Origin of the sequence: Trichococcus flocculiformis (assembly GCF_963662535.1) — a bacterium.
GTDB classification, from domain to species: Bacteria; Bacillota; Bacilli; order Lactobacillales; family Aerococcaceae; genus Trichococcus; species Trichococcus flocculiformis.
Genome location: NZ_OY759718.1, coordinates 1,834,698 through 1,847,529, shown reverse-complemented (window position 1 = coordinate 1,847,529; position 12,832 = coordinate 1,834,698). Strand labels below are relative to the sequence as shown.

Sequence of the window (12,832 nt, the reverse complement as noted above, 5' to 3'; positions counted from 1 at the left end):
TCGCCTCCTGTTCGTGTAAGTCAATATGATTATTTTACCATAAGGGGGTGGAGAAACATTGGGATTTTGGGTAAATAAAAAGCGAAAATCCTACAAATCAGGATATCTACTATGTTCAATGAACACTCCTCAGTGGAATTCAAATCCGATGTTAGTTTATGTTGATGGATAATTCAAAAAGCAAGCCTGCTTACGAATATCATAAGTAGCCTCGCTCTTTTGTACTCTATATTTGCTTAGATTTCCTTTTGTGCTTTTGTTGTGAACACCATTGACAATAGTGAGCTGATGAGCTTACCAGTATCCTTAGTATTATCACTCTTTGATATTTTTTCTACAATGGTTATCACCCTATCGGTGAATTGAGGAGAAAGTTTAGCTTCCATTATTTTTTTAACCCATTCGATGTCTTCAACGCTTTTTTCTCCCGTATATACCTTTTCAAACACATAAATGGAACTTTCACCAATTGCAGCAACAATAGCACCGGCAATAATTGAATTTAGCATCCTCTCCGCAATATTAATTCCCGGAATAGCTTTCAATGCGCTGATGACAGCTTTTGCAGCCGTACTAACTGTTCCGACTTCAACAATAGACTTGATGAGTTGTTTAGACTCCATACTATTGTCAATTTCGTATAGTCGAGCAAGTGCATTTATTTGGCCGACTTCAATCGGGGACAATATTAAAGCATCAGCAAACCTAATAGTAATGGCACCTACCGATACTGCTGCAGTGGTTGACACTGCAACTATACTTTGGGCTAAAGCCTTTTTCCTTTTCAATTTGAACTTGTAGACGTCATTTGCGCCGGCTTTTATTCCTTCTGGCATTAATGCATTCGTCACATCAATGAGTTCTGTAATCCCTTCGGGAGCTGCAAATGCAGTATCATTAAGAGTATATATTGATGCAACAACAGGAACGATATCCTTCAGATTTTTCGAATGTCTCTTTTGCATCGCAAAAGCGTCTTTTACCATTTTAATATTCAGTTCCCTCTCTGGAACAGAATAGGACTTCGTAATCACGACAACAATCGGGACTGTCTTCCACATCGCTGTTGCTTTCGAAAGGTCTTTGATGGTCTTCGGGAATAACTTACTTGTTGTCCCCTCAACACAAAACCAGATTAAATTGATTTCACTATCTTCTTTTCCTTTTTTAGCGCTATCCTTTGACCATTTTTTTACTGCATTGATCGCCTTATGTTCCTTGATAAATGAAGGTTCAAAACCAATAGTATCAATAATTCTAAAAGGTATTTCTTCACTTTCATATATTTCCAATTTGTCCGTCGTTCCAGAAGAGCCGTACCCCGTCTTCGCTTTTTCGTCTCCAAGAACAGAATTAATCAAAGTTGATTTTCCTGCTCCTGAATTTCCAATTACTAATACATTTCCTCTTTCCATAATAATTTCCCCGTATATAGTAAGAAGAGCTAATTTTCTCAACCATATCTTGCTACATTTTTTAGTAATAGCCCCGGAATGTATTTTCCCTACGTCAAAGTTCGCTAAAAAAATCTGAATCCAATCTTCGGATTACATATGTGTTCGTGATTGTCACACCCAAATTATTCTCAATCAGTAATCGTGCAAGTTGCTCACCATCTATCAACACAATCTTGGTTGATAGTTGTTTTGCAGCAAACTCTTTCGCTTGGTTGCTAAAATTTGTAGTGGTGATGTACAACCCCTTAGTGGCACCTTGCCCGAGTAAAGCGCCTGCAAACTTTTGTATTTCGGGTCTACTGACACTCCCATTACGATCCCATTTTTTGGCTTGAATATAAATTTGATCGAATCCGAGCTTATCTTCTTTGATGACCCCATCAATTCCTTCATCCCCATTTTGTCGGGTAACTAAGCCATTTTCTGGTAGGCTTCCTCCGTATCCCATTGCCAAAAGTAAGTCGACGACTAGATGTTCGAAGGCATCCGACGTCATTTTTATCACTTCAGTCAGCAGCTCTTCCATCAATCCTTCTACAATTAAAGAATAATTTTGATCCATCAGTTCTTCAGGGCTCTCCCCTCTGTCATCATCGGTTTTTGGATCGATTTCCACGAACTGCGCCAAAAAGTTATTATCAATTTTAGAGCCCGGATTCTCACGCAGTATCTTAGAACCGAATGAAGAAATCCTAAGGAAGCCTTTCGCCGGACTTTCGATTAAACCAGCTTTCATCAAGTGCGTTCTCGCCCAACCTACCCGGCTATCGAAAACATACCGAGTCCCGCCGCGGGTACGAAGAAGACGCTCTTTTTTGCTTACTCCCCATTTATCGGCAATTTTGTTGCGGATTTCTTTTATTGCATGTTCCCTCTCATCAACAAGTATTTCTAAAAAATCCTTATAGATTTCATCGTATTTGGGAATCATCAATTATTCCTCCTTACCTATAATCACAATAACTGTTTAGAAAAGAATTTCAATTCACTTAAAACACTTTTTGGTTCCGCTTTCATTTCTGTTGTCCCAGTATTGATCTAATCGATCAATACAATAGCTCTTGTTGAAAAAATTATGCTCGTAGAGTAAATACTTTCAACAAGCGCTTTTTTCATAGTTTTCAGGCATGTCAACAGGTTGATCGGTTTCTATGCGTTTTTTATTAAATGATTCTAAGTTTTTACCACCGGAAATGGAAAAATCGTAACCACCACCGCCCGTTATTATTATATATTCGTATATCGGAAATATTGTGCAAAAATGCCTTTCATAATTATTTATGGCTTTTGAGATTATTCCCCACGTAGCTTGTTCAGCAGTAAGTATTTCCTCACCTCTTCTACCTACTTATTCCAGATATATTCGTATTCATCTTCATATTTCTGCTTGAAGACATCCAACACCTCAACATCATAAAAATGGGCAACCATATAACCTTCTTTATCATAGGCTTCGGCAATTACTTTTGGTGCTATTACATTCTTTGGATAGTAAGTTGGCATTATTTTCGAAATGCGATCATAGGTAACTTTCTTATTCTTCAAGCTTTCCACTTTATTGACATGGTACAAGCCTTTAAAAATGGCTTCGTATTTCGTTGAAGATATTTTTTCGTGAGAGAATAGCGCTATTTTTTGATTCAGCTCTGTTAATCTACTCCAAGCATATTTGTCATTTTCCTCAGAATTAATATGGAATTCCGTAAATCTATTTCCATCTGAAGTCAAGCGGTTATCCCACTCTCCATTCGGATAAAACTTCAAACGCTTGATATCCGTATCTTCCTCAAATTTATGCTTCGCACCGCTGCCCTGGAATCCTTTGTAACCTGCCCCAAAGCAGTTGCAGCACTCCGCAACTGTTCGTAAGCGTATATCGTCATCTGCATCTAAATAGCCTCTTTCAATATATTCGCTTGGACTTTGATCTCTGACAGATTCCCATGATACATAAATATCTTTATTACGATTAACCAAAGCATCCACCGCCTCATCTTGGTTTGCTCTCATTATCTCAATGTTATTAAGGGTATTCAATATTTATTTAATTTACTTCCCTCTCAGTTACCCCTTAAGCAGCAAAAAAGGATTCGCTATGAATCACTTGGGATTAATAGCATTCGTAAATACTCACCGTGATCGCTGATTTCCGGATTTTTAACATCTACACAAGCAATGGTTAATGCTATATCACCGTTGCTGTCCTTAAGCGTAAAATATTGCGGAGGTATTTGATGGTCATCAAATAATGGGTACACCAACGCTACATTGTTAATGCCATAAGACCTCGCATATGCAAAAACTTGATAAATATCACTTTGGTTAATTTTTGTGTATCGCCCGTTTTCGTAATTTGGGTTTTTGTATTTTGCATCTGCGATGAGGACCAGCTTATTGCTCTTTTCAAGAAGTATGTCTGGCTTGATATAAACATCGTCCCCCTTTGGAGAAAATACAAAACGATGACGATTTTGATATTTAGCGTTGAACTCATTTCCTAGATTGGAAAAGACTTTATAGAGATAATATTCAAACAGTTCATTCAAAGGGACCAAAAAAGAGAAGACGGTTTCATCTCCTGCGTAACTCTCAGGTGAAAGATTCAGGAAGAACATCTTTGCCATCTCAAAAACAGGCTTAAATTGCATATTTAATCTTGTAAACCTGACTGAATCAAATAACTCTATGGATAACAAAGTTTCACTTGCGTCATCCAAGAATAGTAGAGCTTTTTTGAGCCTGTTTTTGATGTTGGAATCTTGTGTCAATCTTAGCAACCTTATCACCATGGTTTTAACTATATTATTGAGCGCGTTATTCTGTTCGTAGTTTTGATAATTCACGACATGCCTATCCATTCTCACAGGATTTTGCCGAATATTTTCAGAGAATTGAATACGACCTTTAACAAAAGTGCTGTTCTCTTCGATATCAATATATTCGCGGTACATCTGGCGGGAATATAAGCTGATTATTTTATCAGCAAAAATTCCAATGAATAACTCCATTAAATCCAACTGCTCAGCAGAACTTGTCTGGTCTGGAAGCTGAAGTATCTTATTGAATTCAGAAACCCGCAGCAAATTTTGCATGACACGCATGGATTCCCGCTGCACATCAGTCTCATTGGAGGATGTTTTTTCATAAATTTTTGGCAATATCTGTAAGCGGGTATTCCCTTTCGATATGAAGCCCACATATTTCATTACCTGTAAAGTGCCATCGTAATCAAGATGGATGTGATTTCCCCCAATAATGGTTCGAAAAGAAAGAATATCAGTTTTTTGCGAATGGGTTAAAGGGACATGTTTTTTTCTGTCCTCATAAACAGTGATGACTGTCTGAGACATACTATTCTCCTCTTTCGTAGATTGCGATCAGGGCTTGTTCAAATTCAGAAATGCCACTCTTATCAGCTTTCAAGCTCAAATGAACCACTTCGCCGGTCTGGTCATCAAAGAAAATGGAACCCACAACAGCGCTTACTTGTTTCATATCATTGTAGAAGTATTCCATCAACAATGGCAGAACTTTATAATACCAAAGGTTAAAGAGGTCATCCTTAGTGACAAGATCTTCACCGAGAAAATAACTGTGCCCGATGCGGTGGTCCCTATCCAGTTTATTTGTGATGCGCTTATTGAGCTCCTGTAACAATAGAGACGGCGTAACGTGGCCCCCAAGGGTTGGGTGCTGTTTTTCGACAAGCGATACTTCCGGATTTATTTCGATGAATGCAAATCTTCGCCGTAACGCTGTATCCAACAAGGCAATTGAGCGGTCGCTGGTATTCATTGTCCCAATAATGTAAAGATTCTTAGGCAACGTTAATTGCGTTCTTGAATAAGGGAGTGTGCAGGATAGAATTTCACGTTTATCTTTTTCGATAAGTGTAATCAATTCTCCGAATATTTTGGCGATATTCCCTCTGTTTATTTCATCGATGATTAAGTAGTATGGTTTCATAGGGGTATCCAAATTTTCCTCGGTATCAATTAAAGCAACTGCATCCGAAACCGGGATCTTCAGTTCATATATCGAAGAAAGAGTGAGTTGTTTCCCCTGATTTAGAGGAAGTATATCAATCGGATTTTCTTCGCAATTCATAAGCCATTGCACTTTTCGGCGGTGTGGATATCCAAAAGCATCTTTTTCAGTATAAAGGTAGTCACTAGTCACTACGCCTATTAGTCTGATGGTACGAATACTGTCAAAAATAAATACGATATCTCCAATTTCAACTTTGGAGTGCAATACTTTCAGAAGGCCAGTTTTATCGCTGGCATCAATCCGGTTATCATCCCAATCAGTTATATCTTCATCTGGCCCATACCCAATGGCAATTTCGTTTCCATCTCTTAATGCTTTAAAAATATGCACATCTGTATTTCTTCTCCCAAGTGAGACTTTCCAGACACGACTATTTTGCGTTGTATTGGAAAGAGCATCATTTTTTATATCCTTTTTCTTATTCTGAATTCTGCAAGCATCAGCTATTTCTTTCAGAACGCCTGGTTCAACTGGATAGGATATGTTCCCGGCTTCATCGATTCGAGGTCTTATTCCTTCAACAAACTCTTCATAAGAAAACGCCTGATGGAAGGTTATAAATTTTGCTCTCTCTTCATCAATAACCTCATGGAAAGAGGATGTGCTGCCCGACAGCTTTTCAAAAGCATCAATCATCTTCATTGCACCATATGTTTTTCCGGTGCCCGGAGGTCCATAAAGGATAATGTTCGGATTAAAATCCATAAGGCTTGCGTATTGTTCGTAAACAGTTTGATTCTCGATAGTTCCATCAACCATATCATCATCTTCATCAGAGGTAGGACCAGTAACTGTTTTTTTCTTCGGTGCAGCTGTTCTTTTACGACCGACGATGACATTATCATAAAGAGCTACTATCTTATCTACAGAAAAAACCGCTTCTTCACTTAGCGCTTTCAGCAAGGATTTCAAATACTTTTTTTTCGATGGAGCGTTATCATTTTTGGCATCAGCATACGTCAATAATTCTCGTAAGGTATATTGTTTCTTACTTTGTTGTACTTTCTCAGTGAACAACTCCCAGAAAGTGTCTTGCCGATTGAATGCGTGCCCGTTGAATTCTACGATATCCACGATGTTGCCTATTTCATCATCCGATATAACAACACAGATATCTGATTGTTTGAAGTAGTCTGTGTCAGAAAGTTTTTCTTCCAGGCATATAAAATACCGCCTTACATCTTTGAAAAAATCGATTTTGTCATAGGCCGGGGTATCAGCTGATATTTTCAGTTCATGGAAACCGACTCCTTTTGTAGCCTTTACCGCCTTATTCATGAGGACCAAATCGGGTTCAAAATATTTACAAAAGCATAATTTTGAGAAGGATATCTCTTTTTCATAATTTTTGACGACATCAAATTTTGCTTCGATGCCGGCATTTATTGTTTCAAATCCTGTAAACTTAAACAGTTTCGAAACCATCCCTCTCTGCATCGGTAAAACGAAATCACCTATTGCCAAACCTCCAAAATGCTTGTCTCGAAAATTTTCATCCAGTGTATCTATCCGATAATAATTTTTATCCAGTTGATCACCTAAGTTGAAGCTGCCAATAAATAATTTAGCCATATTCAAAATTCACCCATCTTCCTAGATTTTAGAATTGTTTATTCAGTTCCGTACCCGATAACATCACTGGACACTTGATTGATGACCTCGGACGGAATTTCATTGATGTCCAATAAGCAGACCTTATTTAACTTTTGAGTAAAAGTTCTTTAGTTACAGAATCCCTCTCAAAACGTCCAAAATCCATTTAACAGCATATACATCATCACTCATTTAATTATCTCAATGATTGACATATTGAGCAACAACTAAATAATTTAAACCTAAATAGGCCGGAACCGAAGTCCCGACCTGTTTTCTTTATTGAGGATACTTTTATCGCCGACCAATCAGCTAATTTACAATTCTTCAATTTATTGATTTATCAGGACTGATGCAGGATCAATATCGGAGCTGAATGCTGGGGCTAATGTCTTTTCGTATGCTTCTGCGATAAAGCCACTTTCATTCAACGTATCAATCTCTGCATTCACCCATTCCGACAATGCGGTGTCGCCTTTAGCTACTGCTGGCGCGATGGTATCTTCGTTCCCGATGGCTTCAACGCCTGCCACAAAGCCAGGATTGTCTTTGATCCAACCGAAGATCAAGGTATTGTCGTGTGCCAAAGCGGCGCCACGGCCATCCAATAAGGCTTGGAACGTTTCTGTGTTTTGCTCATAGACCAACAGTTCGATATCAGGGTAATTTTCTCTGAAATAAGCTTCTGCAGTTGTTCCTTTGTTGACGATCAATTGTTTGCCTTCCAATTGAGAAACATCCGTGATGACATCCCCTTCTGGAGAAACGATTCCAATAGATACTTTCATATATGGGTTGGCGAAGTCCACTACTTCTGCACGTTCCGGTGTGACGGTGAAGTTGGCCATCATCAGGTCAACCTTGCCTGTTTCCAGATACTCCACTCGGTTTGCTGCTTCTGTGATGACCCATTCGATTTTTGAAGAGTCCCCTAGCAGATCTTCTGCGATTTTTTTGGAAATCTCAACGTCGAAGCCTTGGTTGTCTCCGTTCGCATCCACATAACTGAACGGCGGTTTGTCGCCGAAAACACCGATGCGGATGACGTCATTTTCTTTGATTGTGTCCACTGTTGTTTTATCTTCAATATTGGCAACGGAGCCTTCTGAAGAATCATTTGTTGCACCCGCGCCGCAAGCCGCTAGCCCCACTGTCGCTGATAATATAGCCAATGATTTGATAAATTTGTTTTTCATTCTTCATTCCTCCAATGTTTTTTCCTATATATTGTCTTTCTATTGAAACCTGAATGTGTTGATGAATTCGTTAGCCCTTTGCGATTGTGGCTGCGTGAAAAAAGCTTTCGGATCCTCAGAAATTTCAACAATGTTCCCTTTTTCCATAAAGACGATTTTATCGCTGACTGCCTCCGCAAAAGCCATTTCATGGGTGACGATCAGCATCGTCATGCCGTCTTTTGCCAGATCGAGGATGACGTTCAAGACTTCCCTGATCATCTCGGGATCGAGCGCCGCCGTCACTTCATCGAAGAGCATGATTTCCGGGTGCGTCATCAATGCGCGCACGATTGCAACCCGTTGCTGCTGCCCGCCGGACAACTGCCTCGGGAAGCTATGCGCTTTATCTTCCAGACCAACCCGCTTCAGCAACGCAATGGCTTCTTCGGCTGCCTCCTCTTTCTTGCGTTTTTGAACTTTTAAAGGAGCCAATAGGACATTATCAAGAACTGTCATGTGCGGAAACAGATCATACTTTTGAAAGACCATTCCGATTTTCTGCCTGACTTCTTTCCAATTCGTCCCTGCTGCGGCTATCTCTTTTCCATCCAGCAAGATGCTACCGGACTGAATTTGCTCCAGACCATTGATACAGCGCAGGGCAGTCGATTTGCCGCAACCTGATTGTCCGATGATGGTCACAACTTCTCCTTTGGCTACATCCAACTGGATATCAGCCAAGGCCTGAGTTTCTCCGTAATATTTATTTACATGTTTCAGCTTTAATATTGGACTTTCCAATGTTTCTTCACCCCTTCTCACTCTTGCCATTTCAATTCCAATTTTTTGGATAATTTCGATAACGGGTAACAGACGATGAAGTACAGGAAGAAGATCAACCCATAGATCCAGAAGGAAGCACTCGGATAGTCCTTCACGGATACTTCAATCACTTGCTGTCCGACCTTGATGACTTCGATAATTCCTATCAGTGGCAGCAGGGCTGTCGTTTTCACCATCCTGGTAGCCAAATTGATGGCCGGTGGAACGATGCGCCGGACGGTCTGGGGAATAATGACATGCACATAGAGTTGTCCTGCAGATAATCCCAATGCCTGTCCGCTTTCCCATTGGATTTTGGGTATGGATGTGACGGATGATCTGACGATGTCGGCCATTTCAGCAGTTCCCCAAAAGGTAAACACGAAAATGGCGATCACCCTATTATCAATATGAATGCCTGTCCAACGTGTAAGGCCGAAATACAGGATGTACAGCATCACCAATACGGGGACAATCCGGACGACTTCGAGGTAGAGCCTTGTGACGAACCGAACAACGATATTTCTGCTTGTCATGAGCATTCCGACCAAAAGTCCCAGTATGAATGAAAGCACGACTGATATGATTGCGACAAAAACTGTTTGCCCAAGGCCTTCCAAGATACGTTGCAGATTTTGACCTTCGAATAAAATGTTAATTCCCGAATCCTGCAAAACGCAACCTCCTTTCGATGAAATGGATCAAAAGGGATATCGGCAATAAAAACACCAGATAGGTTGTGACCATCAAGAATAGCGCTTCATTGGTCTTGTAATACAATCCCATGATATCTTTCGCGACAAAAACCAGATCGGCTAATGCGATTGCGCTGAACACGGAGGTTTCTTTCAGCAGAAAGATGATGTTAGCCCCGATGCTGGGAAAGGAATTTGCGATTGCCTGCGGGAAAATAACATACAGAAAAGTTTGCGTGTTTGATAAACCCAGACTGGACGCTGATTCCATCTGAATATTCGGGACGGATTCCAAACCACCTCTTATCGCTTCCGCAAAGTAGCTGCCTCCCAAAAAGGTTAACCCCAGTATGCCGCAGACTTCGGCGCTCAACTGGATGCCGACTTGCGGCAATCCAAAATACAGAAAAAACAATTGGATCATCAATGGGGTATTACGTGACAATTCGATGTATCCTTCAAAAATCTTTGATAAGATAGGCAATTTATAATAGCGCACGATACTGATGATCAGGCCTATGATAAAGGCAAAGATAATCCCGATCCCGCCAAGCCGCAACACAAGGAATGCCGCTTCCTGATACATGGGGATAGCCTTTCTTATAAAATCCAAGTCCATTGTTAACCTCCTATCCTTTATTGCTTATTTGCAGCTTCTGATCATCTGCTCACAAATAAAAATACTTCCCGGTACCTTCAGGAAGAAACGATAAATTTAGCGTCTTTTTCAGCTATTACCTTTTGTTTGGATCAAGATACCAAGACATAATTTCTGTAAATCGCTGATAAAACTAGCAATTTTCTGTAGTATTTTTTCCATTGAATATCTATTCACATATGGTATCATGACTGCCAATAAATGAATATTATGCAGAACCGAACACAGTTGATAGGTTTTGCCGAACAGCTGAACGCAGTAAAAAAATCATACCTCGCTGCGCCTTCGCTAAAGGCATGCTAGAACGAAACAGCTCACTATATGCTGATGTAATGAGTTAATATTTACCCCGCGAAAAACCATTTAGCGGGGTAAAATGTATAAGAGCAACACGAGATACCCCGTTAAGTTGATTTAGGCGGTTTTTCTGAATGTTATTTGAACGGAAATAGCCCGCCAAAAACACTTTGGCGGGCTATTTCTTATTATACATTCAATTCCGATGCTACTTCTTCTCGACTTTCTTCCCAACAGCCGCCAGGAAGATCGTGAATTCATCATCGCCGTCCAAATGCAGAAGTTCATCGACCATGTCCTGATCGTAGATACCCAATGCGCAAGTGCCGGCATCGATCGACTCGCTCGTCAGGTACAAGTTTTCCATGACCGCACCGATGTCGATCAGGATCTTTTTGTGGGCGGTGATGTCGTATTTCCACTCAGAGCGGTACGGGATGCAGCTCCAGGAGAAGATGACCGATGCGCGTTTGGCGAAATTCGGCACGAATGGTTGATCGAGCGTCATTTTGTCGACCTGTTCATCGATGTCGTTGACTTCACTCAGGTACAACAGTTTGTGGCAATCCGCCAAATAACGGTATACGCCCTTCTTCAACCCATCCACATTGAGGATGAACAGATAGGTCTCAAACGAATGCGTCCCGCCGCTGCAGGGGACCGTGCGGAAAGTGATGCCTGAACGGTTGGTACCGGTGATGGCCTGCGTGCTCCACAATAGGTAGGAAAGTTCATCTATCGTGAGCGCATCTTTCGCATAGTGGCGGACGCTTCTTCTTTCTTTGATGATTTCGTAGATGTTCTCCTTCTTCACAACCCCGCCGTTGACGGCAGGCAAGTCCACGATTTCCGCACCCGCATCGTAGGCTTTGACGTTGGGTGGTTGCGGAATCCCCTTTTGTTTATCCGTTTCGATCGCGCTGAATGTTTTGAAATCCGACTTCAGAAAATTGCGTTGTTCTTCATATCTAGTCATGATAAACCTCCATTTTTATTACTATTTTACCACGCATTGTGAATGTTCGCACTATGTCGGATTAAGGGTTTCCCCTGTATTTCCAGGTCATGTGGGCGCAGCATCGCTATTCCTCTTCTTCATCCTCTCGGTATTCCAAAATATCCCCGGGTTGGCAGTCCAAGGCTTTGCAGATGGCTTCCAAGGTCGAGAAGCGGATCGCCTTCGCTTTTCCGGTTTTCAGGATGGAGAGATTGGCCATCGTGATGCCGACGTGCTGTGACAGTTCGGTGACGCTCATTTTTCGTTTTGCCAACATAACGTCTATATTGATGATTATTGCCATTTTGCACACCTCATATCGTATAGTCGTTTTCTTGCTTGATTGCGATCGCATTTTGCAGGAGTTTCTGAAGGACAGCGGCAAAGACGGCAATCACCATGCAGGCGAAAATGATGATCAAGCCGATCAGGACGATGCCTGGAGCGTCATCCATATCACCCATCATAAAAATGAGCGGCATGAACAGGATGAACAGCCCGCCGATCGCCGCTGCACAAAGTTTGATGTTTTTCAGGACTTGCACCGTCAAATCGGAAAACGCCAAGTCCATATCGATGTAGCCCAACAATTTAAAGACTTGGTGCAGGGCGACGAAATAGATGCCAGCGGATGCATACAGTCCGATCATAAATGGATATTGCAAATAAGTAAGGCTTGGGACCAGTTCGACCAAGAAAGCCGCGATTTCCGGGATAATAAAAATGCAGAGCGCTACTACCGGAAGGCCCATCAGAACGACGACCGCCTTCAAAAAGAATGTTTCTCGTTTCATGTCTACAACACCTCTTTTGGATTTGTTACTGTTAGTGTAGCTTTACATTTATCGTTTTACAATAAATATTTATTCTTTTAAGCAATTCTTAACGAACGTGCGCCACCGCTATGGACGCGAAATACCGGTGAGGACTTGCTCGCCGGTATTTCCGACTTCATTTGGCTGAAAATTCCCGGTAAAGCCTCCTTCGCCGGGAAAGAGGTCCTCATTTGCCGGATAATACCCGGCGAAGCGCTCCTCACCGGGTATTATCCCTGTAACCCAATCAAAAATCCAAAAAAGCCAGAC

At 41.2% G+C, this 12,832-nt stretch carries 12 protein-coding genes; all 12 read right to left on the bottom strand.

Annotated elements, in window-relative coordinates:
- Window positions 1–236 precede the first annotated feature (236 nt).
- The 12 genes from ACKPCD_RS08800 to ACKPCD_RS08745 all read right to left on the bottom strand — a co-directional run bounded on the left by ACKPCD_RS08800 (window position 237) and on the right by ACKPCD_RS08745 (window position 12,541).
- Window positions 237–1,415: a GTPase gene (locus tag ACKPCD_RS08800; protein ID WP_321432976.1), complete on the bottom strand. Its 1,179-nt coding sequence runs from the start codon at window positions 1,413–1,415 to the stop codon at window positions 237–239.
- Window positions 1,416–1,509: 94 nt separating this feature from the next.
- Window positions 1,510–2,388 (bottom strand): restriction endonuclease, encoded by an 879-nt coding sequence (locus ACKPCD_RS08795; protein ID WP_321432975.1) that lies wholly within the window; start codon window positions 2,386–2,388, stop codon window positions 1,510–1,512.
- A gap of 413 nt (window positions 2,389–2,801) precedes the next feature.
- A complete protein-coding gene (locus tag ACKPCD_RS08790) occupies window positions 2,802–3,467 on the bottom strand; it encodes a hypothetical protein (RefSeq protein ID WP_321432974.1) in 666 nt (221 codons plus the stop codon).
- Window positions 3,468–3,550: 83 nt separating this feature from the next.
- Window positions 3,551–4,807, bottom strand: coding sequence for an McrC family protein (locus ACKPCD_RS08785; RefSeq protein ID WP_321432973.1), 1,257 nt, complete (start codon window positions 4,805–4,807; stop codon window positions 3,551–3,553).
- Window position 4,808: 1 nt separating this feature from the next.
- A complete protein-coding gene (locus tag ACKPCD_RS08780) occupies window positions 4,809–7,079 on the bottom strand; it encodes a DUF8426 domain-containing protein (RefSeq protein WP_321432972.1) in 2,271 nt (756 codons plus the stop codon).
- A gap of 353 nt (window positions 7,080–7,432) precedes the next feature.
- Window positions 7,433–8,296: a cysteine ABC transporter substrate-binding protein gene (locus tag ACKPCD_RS08775; protein ID WP_068559413.1), complete on the bottom strand. Its 864-nt coding sequence runs from the start codon at window positions 8,294–8,296 to the stop codon at window positions 7,433–7,435.
- Between the two features lie 39 nt (window positions 8,297–8,335).
- Window positions 8,336–9,079 (bottom strand): amino acid ABC transporter ATP-binding protein, encoded by a 744-nt coding sequence (locus tag ACKPCD_RS08770; protein WP_276528509.1) that lies wholly within the window; start codon window positions 9,077–9,079, stop codon window positions 8,336–8,338.
- A gap of 17 nt (window positions 9,080–9,096) precedes the next feature.
- Entirely contained in the window at window positions 9,097–9,774 is a 678-nt protein-coding gene (locus ACKPCD_RS08765; protein WP_321432971.1) for an amino acid ABC transporter permease, read from the bottom strand.
- The gene (locus tag ACKPCD_RS08760) at window positions 9,755–10,414 is read right to left on the bottom strand and encodes an amino acid ABC transporter permease (RefSeq protein ID WP_321432970.1); all 660 of its coding nucleotides are present in this window, start codon (window positions 10,412–10,414) and stop codon (window positions 9,755–9,757) included. The genes ACKPCD_RS08765 and ACKPCD_RS08760 overlap by 20 nt, the downstream gene beginning before the upstream one ends.
- A gap of 544 nt (window positions 10,415–10,958) precedes the next feature.
- On the bottom strand, window positions 10,959–11,726 hold the full coding sequence (locus ACKPCD_RS08755) for a SagB/ThcOx family dehydrogenase (protein WP_321432969.1): 768 nt from the start codon (window positions 11,724–11,726) through the stop codon (window positions 10,959–10,961).
- 106 nt (window positions 11,727–11,832) lie between these two features.
- Window positions 11,833–12,051: a helix-turn-helix domain-containing protein gene (locus tag ACKPCD_RS08750; RefSeq protein WP_119092950.1), complete on the bottom strand. Its 219-nt coding sequence runs from the start codon at window positions 12,049–12,051 to the stop codon at window positions 11,833–11,835.
- 10 nt (window positions 12,052–12,061) lie between these two features.
- On the bottom strand, window positions 12,062–12,541 hold the full coding sequence (locus ACKPCD_RS08745; RefSeq protein ID WP_140185764.1) for a DUF2975 domain-containing protein: 480 nt from the start codon (window positions 12,539–12,541) through the stop codon (window positions 12,062–12,064).
- Window positions 12,542–12,832: the final 291 nt, after the last annotated feature.